Source organism: Streptomyces bicolor (assembly GCF_000719285.1).
Classification (GTDB): domain Bacteria; phylum Actinomycetota; class Actinomycetes; order Streptomycetales; family Streptomycetaceae; genus Streptomyces; species Streptomyces bicolor.
This window is the reverse complement of sequence record NZ_JOFS01000019.1, coordinates 66,202-82,855: the sequence shown is the minus strand read 5'-3', so window position 1 is coordinate 82,855 and position 16,654 is coordinate 66,202. Positions and strand designations below refer to the sequence as shown.

The window sequence follows — 16,654 nt, the reverse complement described above, 5'->3', positions numbered from 1 at the left end:
GTTGTCCACAGGCCGTGGAGAAGATGGCCCGGCCTGTGGGAAACCCGCAGGTGAGGGTGTACGAATGAGCGCGTATGCCCACAGCTGTGCGTGAGCGTCCGGGTTTAGGCTCGTACGCGGGTACGAAGGTGCCCCACACGCCACAGCAACCTAAGGAACACAACTGATGGAGTTCGGTCTCGTCGGCCTCGGCAAGATGGGCGGCAACATGCGCGAGCGGATCCGCCGCGCGGGCCACACCGTCGTCGGATACGACCGCAATCCTGACCTCGCGGATGTCCACAGCCTGGAAGAGCTTGTGGGCGGGCTTTCGGGCCCGCGCGTCGTCTGGGTCATGGTCCCGGCGGGTGCGCCGACCCAGTCGACCATCGACGAGCTGGCCGAGCTGCTGGAGCCCGGTGACGTCGTCGTGGACGGCGGAAACTCGCGCTGGACGGACGACGAGAGGCACGCCGAGGAGCTGGCGGCGAAGGGCATCGGCTTCGTCGACTGCGGTGTCTCGGGCGGCGTCTGGGGCCTGGAGAACGGCTACGCGCTGATGTACGGCGGAGACGCGGAGCACGTCGCCAAGGTGCAGCCGATCTTCGACGCCCTCAAGCCGAAGGGCGATTTCGGTGCCGTGCACGCCGGCAAGGTGGGCGCGGGGCACTTCGCGAAGATGGTCCACAACGGCATCGAGTACGCGATGATGCAGGCCTACGCCGAGGGCTGGGAGCTGCTGGAGAAGGTCGACTCCGTGACCGATGTCCGGGAGGTCTTCCGCTCCTGGCAGGAGGGCACGGTCATCCGCTCCTGGCTGCTGGATCTGGCGGTGAACGCCCTCGACGAGGACGAGCACCTGGACAAGCTGAAGGGTTTTGCACAGGACTCCGGCGAGGGACGCTGGACTGTGGAAGCCGCCATAGACAACGCAGTGCCGCTGCCGGCGATCACCGCGTCGCTCTTCGCGCGGTTCGCGTCCCGCCAGGACGACTCTCCGCAGATGAAGATGATCGCGGCGCTGCGGAACCAGTTCGGCGGCCACGCGGTCGAGACAAAGTGACCGTCGGGGAAGACGCGGCGGTCGGGAACGAGCAGAAGTAATCCACACCCTGGGGATGGCACCCTGGCAACCTCGGGAGTGGCCCGGTTGTCCACAACTGGGGAAAGTACAAGGACACGTTGGGGGAGGTCGGCGAACGACCATGCACGTCACGCACTTGTCGCTGGCCGACTTCCGCTCGTACGCCCGGGTCGAAGTTCCGCTGGATCCGGGCGTCACCGCCTTCGTGGGCCCCAACGGCCAGGGCAAGACGAACCTCGTCGAGGCCGTCGGCTATCTCGCCACCCTCGGCAGCCATCGCGTCGCCTCCGACGCCCCCCTGGTCCGCATGGGCGCCGACCGGGCGATCATCCGGGCGCAGGTGCGGCAGGGCGACCGGCAGCAGCTGGTCGAGCTCGAGCTGAACCCCGGCAAGGCCAACCGGGCCCGCATCAACAGGTCCTCGCAGGTCAGACCCCGTGACGTACTCGGCATCGTGCGGACCGTCCTGTTCGCGCCGGAGGACCTCGCCCTGGTCAAGGGCGACCCCGGGGAGCGGCGCCGCTTCCTCGACGAACTGATCACCGCCCGCTCCCCGCGCATGGCGGGCGTCCGCTCCGACTACGAGCGGGTGCTCAAGCAGCGCAACACCCTCCTGAAGTCGGCCGCGCTCGCGAGAAGGCACGGCGGCCGCTCCATGGACCTGTCCACACTCGACGTCTGGGACCAGCATCTCGCGCACGCGGGCGCCGAGTTGCTCGCCCAGCGCCTCGACCTGATCGCGACGATCCAGCCGCTGGCCGACAAGGCGTACGAGCAACTGGCCCCCGGCGGCGGGCCCGTCGCCCTCGACTACAAGCCGTCGGCCCCCGGTGAGGCGCACACGCGCGAGGATCTCTTCGAGCAACTGATGGCGGCGCTCGCCGAGGCCCGTAAGCAGGAGATCGAGCGGGGCGTCACGCTCGTCGGCCCTCATCGGGACGATGTGCTTCTCAAACTCGGTCAGCTGCCGGCCAAGGGATACGCCTCCCATGGCGAGTCCTGGTCCTACGCGCTGGCGCTGCGGCTGGCGTCGTACGACCTGCTCAGGGCGGAGGGCAACGAACCCGTGCTGGTCCTCGACGACGTCTTCGCCGAGTTGGACGCCCGTCGTCGTGAGCGCCTGGCCGAGCTCGTCGCGCCCGGCGAACAGGTCCTGGTGACCGCCGCGGTCGACGACGACGTACCGCATGTGCTGACCGGGGCGCGGTACACGGTGTCCGAGGGAACGGTGGAGCGCGTATGAGCGACGACCCGTCGCAGAACCCGGCCGAGAACGCGTCGAAGAAGGCTCCCGAACCCTCCGGCGTCGACCTCGCGCGCGTGGCGCTGCGTGCGGCCAAGGAGCAGGCACGCGCGCGTGGGGACGTGGCGCGGCAGAAGAAGCAGGCGCGGCGCGGGGGCCTGCGCTCCGGCGCCCGGGCCGACGGCCGCGACCCCCTGGCGCTCGGCGCTGCCATCAACCGCTTGATCACCGAGCGGGGCTGGGAGACCCCGGCCGCGGTGGGCGGTGTGATGGGCCGCTGGCCGCAGATCGTCGGCGACGACGTCGCCAAGCACTGTGTGCCGGAGAAATACGACGAGGACGAGCGGATCCTGGTCGTGCGCTGCGACTCGACGGCCTGGGCGACGAACCTGCGGCTGCTCGCCCCGACGCTCGTCGCCCGGCTCAACGAGGACCTGGGCCATGGCGCGGTACGGCAGATCAAGGTGAACGGCCCCGGTGGTCCTGCCCGCCGTTACGGCCTTCTGCGCGCGCCCGGCAGCACGGGGCCCGGCGACACCTACGGCTGATCAACCCGGAGCGGGGCGAGCGGACCCCGTAACCACTGGGCGAGGGCCCGGCGACGACAGGTGTACTGCGCCTGCTCAGTCCCGTCACAGTGGTCCCCGCAGTCCCGTCGGCCACAGGTGACCGACATCACATCAGCAGCCGCGCACGGGGCATGAGATACCGCCGGCGACCTCCCTGTCGTACAACCGCACGCGGTTGCGAATCACGACCTGACTCCGAAGTAGCCAAGGGTTGACGGCTCGAAGCGCTGAGTGGCGCTGTGAGCCTCTTGGAGCCCCCATCCGCATATCGGGAGTCGGTCGAGCCGGGTTCAGGGCGGCACATGCGGACTCAGGTACCGGCAAACCCCCATCACTGTCGGCGCTACCGGTAGACTGGAGCCCAATCCCGCCCCCATCGTGGGGACCGTCCGGGAAAAGCTGAGCAACGCTGATCAAGGCTTACCAACGCAACATGCCGCAGCCGCTCCGGCAACCCGCCGACGAGCCTGGCTCGTGCTGTGCCAGAAAGGGCGCTTCGTGGCCGATTCCGGCAACCCCAACGAGAACATCCCGTCCACCGACGCCGGCGCCAACGGCGCGGTGACCCCGTCGAACGGCGAGGTCACCGCCTCGTACGACGCCAGCGCCATCACCGTCCTCGAGGGTCTTGACGCGGTCCGCAAGCGACCCGGCATGTACATCGGCTCGACCGGTGAGCGAGGACTCCACCACCTGGTGCAGGAGGTCGTCGACAACTCAGTCGACGAGGCGCTGGCCGGCCACGCGGACACGATCGACGTCACGATCCTCGCCGACGGTGGCGTCCGGGTCGTCGACAACGGCCGTGGCATCCCGGTGGGCATCGTGCCGTCCGAGGGCAAGCCGGCCGTCGAGGTCGTGCTGACCGTCCTGCACGCGGGCGGCAAGTTCGGCGGCGGCGGCTACGCGGTCTCCGGCGGTCTGCACGGCGTCGGCGTCTCCGTGGTGAACGCCCTGTCGACGAAGGTCGCCGTCGAGGTCAAGACCGACGGCTACCGCTGGACGCAGGACTACAAGCTCGGCGTCCCCACCGCCCCGCTCGCCAAGCACGAGGCCACCGAGGAGCACGGCACCTCGGTCACCTTCTGGGCCGACCCGGACATCTTCGAGACCACCGACTACTCCTTCGAGACGCTCTCGCGGCGCTTCCAGGAGATGGCGTTCCTCAACAAGGGTTTGAGGATCAAACTCACCGACGAGCGTGAGTCGGCCAAGGCGACGTCAGGTGCGGACGAGGCGGGCGCCGACGACAAGGCCGAGGTCAAGTCGGTCGACTACCACTACGAGGGCGGCATCGTCGACTTCGTGAAGTACCTCAACTCCCGCAAGGGAGACGTGGTGCACCCCACCGTCATCGACCTGGAGGCCGAGGACAAGGAGAAGCTCCTGTCCCTCGAGGTGGCGATGCAGTGGAACAGCAGCTACACCGAGGGCGTGTACTCCTTCGCCAACATCATCCACACCCACGAGGGCGGTACGCACGAAGAGGGCTTCCGCGCCGCGCTGACCTCGCTGATCAACAAGTACGCGCGCGACAAGAAGCTGCTGCGTGAAAAGGACGACAACCTCACGGGCGACGACATCCGCGAGGGTCTGACGGCGATCATCTCGGTCAAGCTGAGCGAGCCGCAGTTCGAGGGCCAGACCAAGACCAAGCTGGGCAACACCGAGGTCAAGACCTTCGTGCAGAAGGTCGTCTACGAGCACCTCGCGGACTGGCTGGACCGCAACCCCAACGAGGCGGCGGACATCATCCGCAAGGGCATCCAGGCGGCCACCGCGCGCGTGGCGGCCCGCAAGGCCCGTGACCTGACGCGTCGTAAGGGCCTGCTGGAGACGGCGTCCCTGCCGGGCAAGCTCTCCGACTGCCAGTCGAACGACCCCACCAAGTGCGAGATCTTCATCGTCGAGGGTGACTCCGCCGGCGGCTCGGCCAAGTCCGGCCGCAACCCGCAGTACCAGGCGATCCTCCCGATCCGAGGCAAGATCCTCAACGTCGAGAAGGCGCGGATCGACAAGATCCTGCAGAACCAGGAGATCCAGGCGCTGATCTCCGCCTTCGGCACCGGCGTGCACGAGGACTTCGACATCGAGAAGCTCCGCTACCACAAGATCATCCTGATGGCGGACGCCGACGTCGACGGCCAGCACATCAACACCCTGCTGCTGACCTTCCTGTTCCGCTTCATGCGGCCGCTGGTCGAGGCCGGGCACGTGTTCCTGTCGCGTCCCCCGCTCTACAAGATCAAGTGGGGCCGGGACGAGGTCGAGTACGCGTACTCCGACCGCGAGCGCGACGCACTGCTGGAGATGGGCCGTCAGCGCGGCAAGCGCGTCAAGGAGGACTCGATCCAGCGCTTCAAGGGCCTCGGTGAGATGAACGCCGAGGAGCTGCGCGTGACCACCATGGACCAGGAGCACCGCGTCCTCGGCCAGGTCACCCTCGACGACGCCGCCCAGGCCGACGACCTGTTCTCGGTCCTGATGGGCGAGGACGTCGAGGCCCGCCGCGCGTTCATCCAGCGCAACGCCAAGGACGTCCGCTTCCTCGACATCTGAGTCGGTCTCAGCTGACCGCACCAGGAAGGATCTTCACCAGCAATGACCGACGAGAACACTCCCGTCACGCCTGACGAGGGACAGATCCTGCGCGTCGAGCCCGTCGGGCTCGAGACGGAGATGCAGCGCTCTTACCTCGACTACGCGATGTCCGTCATCGTCTCCCGTGCACTGCCGGACGTCCGGGACGGCCTCAAGCCCGTCCACCGTCGCGTCCTGTACGCCATGTACGACGGCGGCTACCGCCCCGAGCGCGGCTTCTACAAGTGCGCGCGCGTGGTCGGCGACGTCATGGGTAACTACCACCCCCACGGCGACAGTTCGATCTACGACGCCCTGGTCCGCCTGGCCCAGCCGTGGTCGATGCGCATGCCGCTCGTCGACTCCAACGGCAACTTCGGCTCTCCGGGCAACGACCCGGCGGCGGCCATGCGCTACACCGAGTGCAAGATGGCGCCGCTGTCGATGGAGATGGTCCGCGACATCGACGAGGAGACCGTCGACTTCACGGACAACTACGACGGCCGCTCCCAGGAGCCGACCGTCCTGCCCTCCCGCTTCCCGAACCTGCTGATCAACGGCTCGGCCGGTATCGCGGTCGGCATGGCGACCAACATCCCGCCGCACAACCTGCGCGAGGTCGCGGCCGGCGCCCAGTGGTACCTGGAGAACCCGGAGGCCTCCCACGAGGAGCTCCTCGACGCCCTGATCGAGCGCATCAAGGGCCCCGACTTCCCGACCGGCGCCCTGGTGGTCGGCCGTAAGGGCATCGAGGAGGCGTACCGCACGGGCCGTGGCTCGATCACCATGCGCGCGGTCGTCGAGGTCGAGGAGATCCAGAACCGCCAGTGCCTGGTGGTCACGGAGCTGCCCTACCAGGTCAACCCGGACAACCTCGCGCAGAAGATCGCCGACCTGGTGAAGGACGGCAAGATCGGCGGCATCGCGGACGTCCGCGACGAGACGTCGTCCCGCACCGGTCAGCGCCTCGTCATCGTGCTCAAGAGGGACGCGGTCGCCAAGGTCGTACTGAACAACCTCTACAAGCACACGGACCTGCAGACGAACTTCGGCGCCAACATGCTGGCGCTGGTGGACGGTGTGCCGAGGACGTTGTCGCTCGACGCGTTCATCCGCCACTGGGTGACGCACCAGATCGAGGTCATCGTCCGCCGTACGCGCTTCCGGCTGCGCAAGGCGGAGGAGCGGGCGCACATCCTGCGCGGTCTCCTCAAGGCCCTGGACGCCATCGACGAGGTCATCGCGCTGATCCGGCGCAGCGACACTGTCGACATCGCGCGCACGGGCCTGATGGACCTCCTGGAGATCGACGAGATCCAGGCCAACGCCATCCTCGAGATGCAGCTGCGCCGCCTGGCCGCCCTGGAGCGCCAGAAGATCGTCCAGGAGCACGACGAACTCCAGGCGAAGATCACCGAGTACAACGAGATCCTGGCCTCGCCGGTCCGCCAGCGCGGCATTGTCAGCGCGGAACTCGCCGCGATCGTCGAGAAGTACGGCGACGACCGCAAGACCATGCTGGTGCCCTACGACGGCGACATGTCCATCGAGGACCTGATCGCCGAGGAGGACATCGTCGTCACGGTCACGCGCGGCGGTTACGTCAAGCGCACCAAGACCGTCGACTACCGGGCGCAGAAGCGCGGCGGCAAGGGCGTACGCGGCACGAAGCTGAAGGAGGACGACATCGTCGACCACTTCTTCGTGTCGACCACGCACCACTGGCTGCTGTTCTTCACCAACAAGGGCCGCGTCTACCGGGCGAAGGCGTACGAGCTTCCGGACGCCGGACGCGAGGCGCGCGGCCAGCACGTCGCGAACCTGCTGGCCTTCCAGCCGGACGAGGCGATCGCCGAGATCCTCGCGATCCGCGACTACGAGGCGGCGCCGTACCTGGTGCTCGCCACGAAGGCCGGACTTGTGAAGAAGACGCCGCTGAAGGATTACGATTCGCCCCGCTCCGGCGGTGTGATCGCGATCAACCTGCGTGAGCGCGAGGACGGTTCGGACGACGAACTGATCGGCGCCGAACTCGTCTCGCCGGACGACGATCTGCTTCTGATCAGCAAGAAGGCACAGTCGATCAGGTTCACGGCGACGGACGAGTCGCTGCGTCCCATGGGCCGCGCCACCTCCGGTGTCAAGGGCATGAGCTTCCGCGAGGGAGACGAGCTGCTCTCGATGAATGTTGTTCGAACCGGTACGTTCGTGTTCACTGCCACCGACGGCGGGTACGCGAAGCGGACCCCCGTCGACGAGTACCGCGTCCAGGGTCGCGGTGGCCTCGGTATCAAGGCCGCCAAGATCGTGGAGGACCGCGGTTCTCTCGTCGGTGCGCTGGTGGTCGAGGAGACCGACGAGATCCTCGCCATCACGCTGGGCGGCGGTGTGATTCGTACGCGAGTCAACGAGGTCAGGGAGACGGGCCGTGACACCATGGGCGTCCAACTGATCAACCTGGGCAAGCGCGATGCCGTGGTCGGCATCGCTCGTAACGCCGAGGCGGGGCGCGAGGCGGAGGAGGTCGACGGCGACGTGGCCGTCGACGAGACCGTCGAGGGTGCCGCCGCGACCATCGGCACGGACGAGGGCGAGGCGCCCTCGGCCGAGTAGCACGAGGAGAGAGTCATCGTGAGCGGAGCCACAGGCGCCGGATCGTCCGGTACCTCGACCGGTTCTACTGCCGGTAACGAGACGGACGGCGGCGGCCGTGGCTCCGCCGCGCGTGCGGCCGACACGCACACCACCCAGCTGAAGGCGATCAAGGCGCCCGCGAAGAACGCGCCCTCGCCCGACGCATCTGGATCCCAGGGGGGACCCGTGACGGACACCCGAGGTCCGCAGAGCCAGCAGTACGCCGCCGGCGCGGCTCCGGGCGCCCAGCCGCAGCCCGCGCCCACAGGGGCTCAGCAGGCGGCCCAGACGCCGTCGGTATCGCCGCTGCCCGGGGAACGGCAGCCCCAGCAGGCCGCCGGGCCCTACCACCCGCCGCAGGCCTACCAGGCGGCTGCTCCGGCCGGCTCGGTACGCCGGCCGCGCACGGGAGCGAGCACGACGCCGCGCACCCGCAAGGCGCGCCTGCGCGTGGCCAAGGCCGACCCGTGGTCGGTGATGAAGGTCAGCTTCCTGCTCTCCATCGCGCTGGGCATCTGCACGATCGTCGCGGCCGCGGTGCTGTGGATGGTCATGGACGCGATGGGCGTCTTCTCGACGGTCGGCGGCACGATCTCCGAGGCGACCGGCTCGAACGAGTCGAACGGCTTCGACCTGCAGTCCTTCCTGTCGCTGCCGCACGTCCTGATGTTCACGTCGATCATCGCGGTCATCGACGTCGTCCTCGCGACGGCGCTGGCGACGCTCGGCGCCTTCATCTACAACCTCTCCGCCGGCTTCGTGGGCGGCGTCGAGCTGACGCTCGCGGAGGACGAGTGAGGGTGACCGAGGCCGGATGACGGTTGCCGTCGGGAGGCGGTTTCAAACCTCCCCTGACGGTCCTCCGACAACCGATTTTGGGACTGCCCATGTCGTGCGCTAATCTTCAGGAGTCAGCGCGCGGGACACACACCGCAAAGCGCGGCGGGGCTATAGCTCAGTTGGTTAGAGCGCATCCCTGATAAGGATGAGGCCACAGGTTCAAATCCTGTTAGCCCCACCAGTCAGAACCCCCAACCGATAACGGTTGGGGGTTTTTGCGTTCTCAACCGAAGCTGTTGATCGAAGCCGTCGACCGAAGCCGTCGTTGGGAGCTCGATTGTCAGTGCCGGGTGAGAGCCTGGCGGCATGATCGTCGAACGGGCATACGCGCATGTCGCCGAGGGCGAGCTGGGGGAAGGCAGCCAGTGGCCGTGGTCGGTGCCGTGCGTGCGGCAGCTGCTGGAGGACGGCCTGAAGTTCACCGCGCCGGTGACGTTCCTGGTGGGGGAGAACGGTTCGGGCAAGTCGACGCTGGTCGAGGCGCTGGCGGAGGGGTTCGGGCTGGATTCCTGGGGCGGATCCGCGGGCTACAAGTACGCGAGTTGGCGCGAGCCGTCGGCACTGGGCGGGCGGATCCGCTTCGAGGCGACTGTGGCCGGCCGCCGTATGCTTCAAGGGCCTCGTACGCGCCGCAGAGGCTTCTTCCTGCGGGCGGAGACCGCGCTGGACGCGCTGGGCCGGGAGCAGCAGACGGGAAGGCTGTCCGGGGCCGTGGACGAGATGAGCCACGGCGAGGGCTTTCTGATGGCCTTCCGTGAGCGGTTCCGAGAGCGGGGGCTGTACGTCCTGGACGAGCCCGAGGCCGCTCTGTCCTTCGCTTCCTGTCTTCAACTCGTCGGGCTGCTGCATGAACTGGGGCGTTCCGGCGCGCAGATCATCTGCGCCACGCACTCACCTGTGCTGACGGCGCTGCCCGGCGCCGAGATCATCGAGGTGGGCGACCACGGAATGCGTCCCGCCGACTGGCGGGATCTGGAGCTCGTCGACCACTGGCGGCGTTACCTCAACGACCCGCAGGCCTATCTCCGGCACATCGTCGAAGGGGGATGAGGTTCGCCGTAGGGGCCGTCGTCATGGGAGTCACGGCATCAGGGGCGCTGCTTAGTGGTTCTGCTCAGTGGTACTGCGTCAAGGGTGCTTGAGCGTGCCAGGTAAGGCGGCTCGCTGCTTCCGTGCCGTCCGGTTCGGTGCCGGCCGGCAGAAGAGGTGCTGCAGTTCGGGCCTGGCGGTGACGGCTCGGGGCGGACCGCCGGTTCAGCGCTGGTGCGGGACCAGGGGCCGGGCCGGGGCGGCGACGGAGTCGCACCCGCCGGTGGCCGAGGTGGTCGTGGCCGCTTCCGATTCCGTCAGAGGGCGGTGCCGGCAGCCGGGGGTCCTGCCGTGGGCCTCGGCGCGGATGCGCTGCTTCATCGTGGGCGGTAGTGATCTGGCGTAGGACCAGGCCCACTGCGGCATCGCCGGCACCGTGAGCTGCATCGTGTTGCGGTCGCCGTCGTCGCTGCCGCTCTTGCGCGCCGTCTCGGTGTGCGGTACGGCCGCGGCGGCGGTGGTCGTGACGAATCCGAGCGCCGTGAACAGCGCGAGGAAGGCGGTGACGATGCTGGTCCACAGGTTCATGACCTTGTTCCTGGTCATGGCCCCTCACTTTCGGGTTGGGCGATTTGCGTACTTTCCTCATGATGTGTATGGGGGCCGAGAAGTCATGGACCGACGCTCGTGGCGCGTCGATCTTCAGATGAACACCACTCGGATGGGTGTAAGAGACCCGGAAAGTCGGCGAAAGTGCGGTAGGTGGGGGGATGGGGGTGAAAGCTACCGTCTGTCGGGGTGTGATCACCCTCCGATCGGAGCGGTGCAATCCGCTTCTACTGCGCTGTTCCGGACGGCAGTTGAGCTCTGACGCAGGTCACCGATCGATATCGGTCGGTGTGTATAGTCGGGCGCCAGAGGTCCCCTACGTCAAGGAAAGACGAGGTCGCGCGGTGAAGAAGCTTCTCCTGGTCGCACTGGCCGCCATCGGCGGGCTCCTCGTGTACCGCCAGATCCAGGCGGATCGCGCCGAGCAGGATCTGTGGACGGAGGCGACTGACTCCGTGCCCACGGGTTCGTGAGCCATCACATCGGAAACTGAAGCAGACCCCGGCCGCCATCGCGGTCGGGGTTTTGTGCGTCCGGGGGCGTGGAGGGCCGGAGCTCGGGTGCGTGCGGCCCTGTGGCGCGCCGCGGTGCGGGAGTGGCGCGCTGCGGAGAGTCTGAGCAGGGGCTGAGGAGGGTCCCGAGCGGGCCGTGGAGTGCTGTTGCGTCGAGTTGCGCGAGCGGTTCGGATGCCTTAGACCGTGTCCTACATGGTCAGTTTGCCGAGGCGTTTGTAGCAGCAGAGGGCCGCTGCGAGGCCGAGGAAGGCCAGGTAGTTGCGGGGATGTCGCTCGTAACGGGGTGACAGGCGGTGGTAGCCGGTCAGCCAGGAGATCGTGCGCTCGATGACCCACCGGCGGCGGCCCAGTCGTTCGCTTGAGTCGATTCCCTTGCGGGCGATGCGGACGCCGATCCGCTGGCTGTGCAGCCATCGCCGCACGTCAGGAACGTCGTACGCTTTGTCGGCGTGCAGGCGCTGAGGTTTGGAATGGTCGCTGTGCCATTCGTGTCCTACGTGGAAATGCGCGACCATCGGCTTCAGCCCGAGGCTGTCGTGAGTGTTCGCCGCAGAGAGTCCGACGCGTAGGGGCAGTCCGTTCGCGTCGGACAGGATGTGCATCTTGGAACCTGGCTTGCCCCGGTCCACGGGCGATGGACCTGCAAGTTCGCCCCCTTTTTGGCGCGGACGTGAGCGGAGTCGAGCACTGCCCGGGAGAGGTCGACCAGGCCCTGGCTGTCAAGCAGTTCGAGCACCTTCTGGTGCAGCCGGCCCCAGACACCCGCACGCGACCAGATCAGGAACCGGCGGTGCACCGTGGACTTCGACGCCCCGAAGCACGGCGGCAGGGCCCGCCAGGCGCAGCCGCTGACCAGGATGTAGATGATGGCCGCGAACACCGCCTCGTCATCGATGTTGGCCACCCCTCCGCCCTGCGGCCGCACCCGCGCCGGCGGCAGCAAAGGCCTGGCGATCTCCCAGAGTCCGTCCGGAACGATCCATCCCCACCGTCCACTCCCCATGCCCAGCTCAACTGCCAACTGACCATGTAGGACACGGTCTTAGAGCCGGGCGTTTCGGACGGCCGTACGGATTGCGTGGGTGACGCGAGGCCGGGCTGGGCAGGATGGGCGACGTCCATGGTCCGGTGACGACAGGGGTGGCGCGTGATGGGGCGGCGTACGGCGCGGTGGCGTCGCGAGAAGGTGCGGCGCGGTCATTCCTCGCGCTCGGCACGCGCGCGTGCCGCCCTCGCAGGCGGGGCGCTGCTGCTGGGCACGACGGTTGCCCTGCCGGCCCAGCCCGCAGTCGCGGCCGGAACGCCCAGCCCCTACGCCTACGCACCGGACGCCCGCCCCGTCCCCGGCTCGCCGAGCACCACGGACGCCCCGCTCCTCACGCCCGGCGCGACGTACAAGAGCTCCCTGCCGAGCAGCGGCGAGATCCACTACAGCCTCGACCTCGACGCCACCTCTGACGTGTACGTCTCCGTGACCGCCATCCCCCCTCCCGGCAGCACGGTCGACGCGAGCGACGGCATCAAGGTGTCCCTGGAGGACGCCGGCGGCAGTCGCTGCTCGTTCAGAAGCGAGAACTTCGGCGTCGTCCACAGCGCGCGACCGATCGCGGTATGGGGGGTGCGCGAGGCCTCCTCGAACCGGCCTCGCTGCGAGAAGGCGGGCACCTACTACGTGACCGTACAGCGCGTCGGCAGGGCGGACTCCGCGCCGGAAGCCTGGGACCTGGAGCTCTTCGCCACCTCGGAGCCGTCCCTGGAGCAGGTCGGCGCCACCAGCGCCCCCGAGGCCTGGAACTCCGCCTCTCCGGCCCCCCTCACCGACGAGGACGTGCCCCGCGAAGGGGGATCCGGCTTCGCCTCGGCGGTATCCGTCGACCAGGGTGCCTGGCGTTCCGACATCACGCCCGGCCGAACGCTCTTCTACAAGGTGCCGCTCGACTGGGGCCGACAGTTGTACGCCACCGCCGAACTGGGCGGTTCGAGCGGCGGCGGCTCCGCCGGCTACGCCCTGAACCTCGCCCTCTACAACCCCGCGCGCGGCTTCGTCGACGACGTGAGCACCGCCTACAACGGCCGACGGACCGCCGCCGAACTCGACCCTCTCCCACCGGTCGCGTACGAGAACCGGTACGCCCTCCCCAAAAGGTTCAGCGGCATGCGGTTCGCCGGGCCCTACTACCTCGTGGTCCATCTCGCTGCCGAGGTGGCCGAGACGTACGGAGACGGACCGTTCGGGCTGACGCTGCGTGTGCGGGTCGGGGGTGACGAGGCGACCGGTCCCCGTTATGCGGGGCAGTCCGAGCCGGAGGGTGTCTTCCAGGTCGCGGCGAGCGATCGGCAGGTGGTCGCGGGGGACGGTTCCGAGGGCGGCGGTGACCCTGCGATGACCGTACTCGCGGTGAGCGGGATCGGAGGGGGGACCTTGGTGCTGGTGGTGCTGGGGGTGTGGGCTGTGGTGGCTCGGCGGAGGGTTGGGGCCTTGTAGGGCGGGTGGAGGTCCGCGGAGGGCTGGATCACTCCAGCGATGTCAGATCTGGGCAAGTGCCCAGAACCCCACGGCGTAGCAGGCCAGCGCAAGCAGCAGGAGTGGGACCGCCACCTTGGCGGGTGGGCCGGGGCGGCGTGTTCGTTCTTGGGCTGTACGGCGGGCGGCGCGATGGCTGCCGCGGCGGCGGGGCTGCGGATGTGGGGGCGCCGAAGGTGGAACCTGCGGGCTCTGAGCGGTGTACGAAGCAGTAGAGGCATCGACGAGTTGGTCTGATGACGGCGTCGGCGTCGAGGGCTGAGCCGAGTACTGCGGTGCGTGCCGAGGAGGGGAGGACAGGACGTGCGTGGTGTCGTAGGGGGAGATGTGGGGAGCGGAGTGGTGCTGCGCGTCCCCACGTGCCTGGGCCTGGAAGTGATCCTGGCCCTGGCCCTGGCCCTGGCCCTGGCCCTGGGCTCGGGCTTGGCCTTGCGCTTCGTCCTGGTGTCTCGGGCTGTGTGCTTGCGGGTGGAGTGGTGCCTGTACCGGGCGTGGCTGTGGCGAGGGCGTGTGAGTCTGCGGGGAGGAACCGGTGGCCTGTGGCGGTGGCAGAGGGAAGCTGCCGGTGTCCGACATGGCGAGGGGACCGCTGCTGTCACCGAACTGCGAGGGAACGGAGGGCTCCTGGACGGAGGGCGGGTGCCGCGGCGGCTGGGGTTGAGGCCCCGGCAAGGGCATGTGCGGAGCGAGCTCGGACAGGGACCCCGTGAGGTCGGCGGCCGGGATCGGCCCGGCGACACCCTGACGCGGATCGCTCGGTGCGGTGCCTGCGCTCCCGGTGTCTGTCGGCACGGAGCCGGTGCCGGTCTGCCCAGAGCCAGAAGCGCCCGCCCCGGATCCATGGATGCCCGCCCCCGAGCCATGAGCGTTCGCCCCCGAGCCATGAGCGCTCGACACGGAACCATGGGCGCTTGAGAGGGAGCCGGCGGCGCTCGATGCGGACCCGGTGACGTCCGCCCCCACCGAGCCCGCCCCGAACCGCCGGGAGCCACCCCTGCCCCCTTCGACACCTGGAGCCGGTTTGAGCGGCCCGTTGGGTCCGTACCCCGGGGGCAGCGGCCCGAGTTGGTCGAAGATCTCGATCAGCTCGTCGTCGGGGCCCGGTTCCGGCAGGAGTTCGGCGGCCGACGCGAGCGCCTTGCGCGCACCCGTGGCCGTGCGGAACCGCGCCTGCGGATCCGGCTGCAGCAGCGAGGCCACGACCTGCCACAGAGGTTCGGGAATTCCCTTGGGCGCACTGGGAGTTCCATGCTCGGCGAAGTACAGGATGAGCGCCTTGGCGTCAGGCTTGGCGCCCTCCAGCAGATACAGCGCGACCAGTCCTACGGCGAACAGATCGGCCGGGAAGTCCGGCTCCGCGCCCATGAGTTGCTCGGGCGCGAGGTAACCGGGCGTCCCCACCACGAGGTTGGTCTCGGTCAGGCGCGGCTCGCCCAGCCGCATGGCGATGCCGAAGTCGGACAGGCGCAGTCGCGGGCGTGCCGTGCCGGTGGCCTCGAGGAGGAGGTTGGCGGGCTTGATGTCACGGTGAACGACGCCCTCCGCGTGCACCGCGGCCAGTCCCGCGAGGAGCTGGTCGAGGAGCGTGCAGACGAAGGAAGGCGGCAAGGGACCGTAGTCTCCGATGAGATGGACCAGCGAACCACCGGCCACCAGGTCCATGGTGAACAGGACCTTGTCGTCGTCGGCGGCCCAGCTGGCCGGCGCGAGCACATGGGGATGATCGATCCGGAGGGCCTGTTCGCGGACGAACCGCAGCAGCGAGTGCGCGTCGCTCTGCTGCAGCACCTTGGCGGCCACGTACCGGCGCCGGCGGTGGTCCCAGGCACGCCAGACGGCGCCGACGCCTCCGCGTCCGATCGGGTCGACCAGTTCGTACCGGCCGGCGAAGACCTCACCCATGGCTGTGCGTCGCTCCTCCCCCTTTGGTTACCCCCCTTGCTTCCCCCTACGAGCGATACGACTCCCCCTCGCTGCACTCCTTCGCCCCCGACGGACTCCCTCATGGGACTCCCCGTTGCCGGATTCCCCCGTCTCCGACTCCGTTGTCAGGGACTCCCCGACCCGACCCTCCTCGCTGAGCCACACGCCCCCCGTCGTGCAGCTCACCGCGAACGCGTCGGCCGGACGCCCGTGTGACCTCGCCGCTGAACCGCACGACCCCCTCGTGCCGTCCAGGACGCAGTCCGTCGGCCCGGCTGCCGAACCCCCTTCGGCGACCGGGACCTCGGGGTCAGTTCTGGTGAGACTGGTAGTGCGTGACCGCGTCGGAGGTGCGACCGGCGCCGTACACCCGGAGGAACTCTGCCAGTTCCGGGTGGGTGGGGGCGAGAGTGTCAGCGGCCTCGATGATGTCTCCCGCGGCCGCCACCGAGCGCAGCAGCGACTGGATCTCGCGGACCACCCGCTTGACCGTGGGCGCCCCCGAACTGCTCGTCGTCTGCGTGGTGTTGCTGAGCACCGAGCCCCCCTGCGACTTCTTGATCTCCTCCATGCGCTCGGTGGCCTCGGCCGCGCTCACGCTGCCGTCCGCGACCTGCCCCGCCAGGTCCTGCAGCAGCTGCACCCGCTGGACCACGGCGGGATTGCCGATCTTCGCCCGCTGGCCGCTCATCAGCTGCGACAGCATCGGTGCGGACAGTCCCAGTACCCCCGCGAGACGAGCCTGGTTGAGACCAAGATCGTCGATGAGCTTACGGAAGAGCGCCCCCAGTGGCTCCCCGTACCAGTTCCGCTGCAGTTCCCGCGCTCTTGCGGTGGCTTCCTGCTGTGCGGCGTCCATTGCGTCTCCCCATCGCTTCCCCAAAAAAACTTGGGTTCGCTGTAGCGAACCACGCCGAGCATCTTACGGAGAGTGGTCGCTTACCGGGACCCCCAATCCTTTTGCGGGATACGGGGGGCGACCGGGTACTCTGGTCTGGGCGCCCGGCGATGTGTGGTTTCCTTTCGTCGGACGTTCCGTCTTCGGGGCCTTAGCTCAGTTGGTAGAGCGCTGTCTTTGCATGGCAGATGTCAGGGGTTCGACTCCCCTAGGCTCCACTCACCCAG

At 68.6% G+C, this 16,654-nt stretch carries 13 protein-coding genes and 2 tRNA genes; 11 read left to right on the top strand and 4 right to left on the bottom strand.

Going from position 1 to position 16,654, the window contains the following annotated elements; genetic code table 11:
- The first annotated feature begins 166 nt into the window (after positions 1–166).
- The 8 genes from gnd to IF78_RS0124565 all read left to right on the top strand — a co-directional run bounded on the left by gnd (position 167) and on the right by IF78_RS0124565 (position 9,979).
- Positions 167–1,042 carry a phosphogluconate dehydrogenase (NAD(+)-dependent, decarboxylating) gene (gene gnd, locus IF78_RS0124600; protein ID WP_031484629.1) on the top strand — a complete coding sequence of 292 codons (876 nt, stop codon included), beginning with the start codon at positions 167–169 and terminating at the stop codon, positions 1,040–1,042.
- 142 nt (positions 1,043–1,184) lie between these two features.
- Complete coding sequence (recF, locus tag IF78_RS0124595) at positions 1,185–2,306, top strand: DNA replication/repair protein RecF (protein WP_031484627.1); 1,122 nt, start codon at positions 1,185–1,187, stop codon at positions 2,304–2,306.
- Complete coding sequence (locus IF78_RS0124590; protein ID WP_031484625.1) at positions 2,303–2,854, top strand: DciA family protein; 552 nt, start codon at positions 2,303–2,305, stop codon at positions 2,852–2,854. The genes recF and IF78_RS0124590 overlap by 4 nt, the downstream gene beginning before the upstream one ends.
- A 519-nt stretch (positions 2,855–3,373) precedes the next feature.
- Entirely contained in the window at positions 3,374–5,434 is a 2,061-nt protein-coding gene (gene gyrB / locus IF78_RS0124585; protein ID WP_199921423.1) for a DNA topoisomerase (ATP-hydrolyzing) subunit B, read from the top strand.
- 42 nt (positions 5,435–5,476) lie between these two features.
- Positions 5,477–8,068 (top strand): DNA gyrase subunit A, encoded by a 2,592-nt coding sequence (gene gyrA / locus IF78_RS0124580; protein ID WP_031484622.1) that lies wholly within the window; start codon positions 5,477–5,479, stop codon positions 8,066–8,068.
- Positions 8,069–8,086: 18 nt separating this feature from the next.
- Positions 8,087–8,887, top strand: coding sequence for a DUF3566 domain-containing protein (locus IF78_RS0124575; RefSeq protein WP_031484619.1), 801 nt, complete (start codon positions 8,087–8,089; stop codon positions 8,885–8,887).
- Between the two features lie 146 nt (positions 8,888–9,033).
- Positions 9,034–9,110 (top strand) — tRNA-Ile (locus IF78_RS0124570).
- A gap of 125 nt (positions 9,111–9,235) precedes the next feature.
- Positions 9,236–9,979: an AAA family ATPase gene (locus tag IF78_RS0124565; RefSeq protein WP_031484618.1), complete on the top strand. Its 744-nt coding sequence runs from the start codon at positions 9,236–9,238 to the stop codon at positions 9,977–9,979.
- A gap of 204 nt (positions 9,980–10,183) precedes the next feature.
- Here IF78_RS0124565 and IF78_RS0124560 read toward each other — a convergent pair whose 3' ends face one another.
- Complete coding sequence (locus IF78_RS0124560) at positions 10,184–10,564, bottom strand: DUF6344 domain-containing protein (protein WP_031484616.1); 381 nt, start codon at positions 10,562–10,564, stop codon at positions 10,184–10,186.
- Between the two features lie 347 nt (positions 10,565–10,911).
- Between IF78_RS0124560 and IF78_RS49180 the strand changes: the two genes are divergently transcribed.
- Positions 10,912–11,040 carry a DLW-39 family protein gene (locus IF78_RS49180; protein WP_003999697.1) on the top strand — a complete coding sequence of 43 codons (129 nt, stop codon included), beginning with the start codon at positions 10,912–10,914 and terminating at the stop codon, positions 11,038–11,040.
- A 230-nt stretch (positions 11,041–11,270) separates the two neighbouring features.
- Here the strand turns inward: IF78_RS49180 and IF78_RS47800 are convergent.
- Positions 11,271–12,085, bottom strand: a protein-coding gene (locus IF78_RS47800; RefSeq protein WP_167348329.1) for an IS5 family transposase whose coding sequence is annotated in 2 segments (ribosomal slippage) — positions 11,271–11,743 and positions 11,743–12,085 — 816 coding nt in all. Because the reading frame shifts where the segments join, the coding sequence is not laid out codon by codon here.
- Between the two features lie 147 nt (positions 12,086–12,232).
- On the opposite strand from IF78_RS47800, the gene IF78_RS0124540 reads away from it, so the two are divergent.
- Positions 12,233–13,567 carry a hypothetical protein gene (locus IF78_RS0124540; protein WP_031484609.1) on the top strand — a complete coding sequence of 445 codons (1,335 nt, stop codon included), beginning with the start codon at positions 12,233–12,235 and terminating at the stop codon, positions 13,565–13,567.
- A 42-nt stretch (positions 13,568–13,609) separates the two neighbouring features.
- Here IF78_RS0124540 and IF78_RS0124535 read toward each other — a convergent pair whose 3' ends face one another.
- Positions 13,610–15,508, bottom strand: a complete 1,899-nt coding sequence (locus IF78_RS0124535; protein ID WP_031484607.1) for a serine/threonine-protein kinase — start codon at positions 15,506–15,508, stop codon at positions 13,610–13,612.
- A gap of 331 nt (positions 15,509–15,839) precedes the next feature.
- Positions 15,840–16,388, bottom strand: coding sequence for a helix-turn-helix domain-containing protein (locus tag IF78_RS0124530; RefSeq protein ID WP_031484606.1), 549 nt, complete (start codon positions 16,386–16,388; stop codon positions 15,840–15,842).
- A 184-nt stretch (positions 16,389–16,572) separates the two neighbouring features.
- Here IF78_RS0124530 and IF78_RS0124525 point away from each other — a divergent pair.
- Positions 16,573–16,645 (top strand) — tRNA-Ala (locus IF78_RS0124525).
- Positions 16,646–16,654: the final 9 nt, after the last annotated feature.

Excerpts from the sequence above, each read along its gene's own strand:
- IF78_RS0124535 (WP_031484607.1), bottom strand. The coding sequence starts at position 15,508 with ATGGGTGAGGTCTTCGCCGGCCGGTACGAACTGGTCGACCCGATCGGA.
- recF (WP_031484627.1), top strand. The coding sequence starts at position 1,185 with ATGCACGTCACGCACTTGTCGCTGGCCGACTTCCGCTCGTACGCCCGG.
- IF78_RS0124560 (WP_031484616.1), bottom strand. The coding sequence starts at position 10,564 with ATGACCAGGAACAAGGTCATGAACCTGTGGACCAGCATCGTCACCGCC.
- gyrA (WP_031484622.1), top strand. The coding sequence starts at position 5,477 with ATGACCGACGAGAACACTCCCGTCACGCCTGACGAGGGACAGATCCTG.
- gnd (WP_031484629.1), top strand. The coding sequence starts at position 167 with ATGGAGTTCGGTCTCGTCGGCCTCGGCAAGATGGGCGGCAACATGCGC.
- IF78_RS0124590 (WP_031484625.1), top strand. The coding sequence starts at position 2,303 with ATGAGCGACGACCCGTCGCAGAACCCGGCCGAGAACGCGTCGAAGAAG.
- IF78_RS0124530 (WP_031484606.1), bottom strand. The coding sequence starts at position 16,388 with ATGGACGCCGCACAGCAGGAAGCCACCGCAAGAGCGCGGGAACTGCAG.
- IF78_RS0124565 (WP_031484618.1), top strand. The coding sequence starts at position 9,236 with ATGATCGTCGAACGGGCATACGCGCATGTCGCCGAGGGCGAGCTGGGG.
- IF78_RS0124540 (WP_031484609.1), top strand. The coding sequence starts at position 12,233 with ATGGGGCGGCGTACGGCGCGGTGGCGTCGCGAGAAGGTGCGGCGCGGT.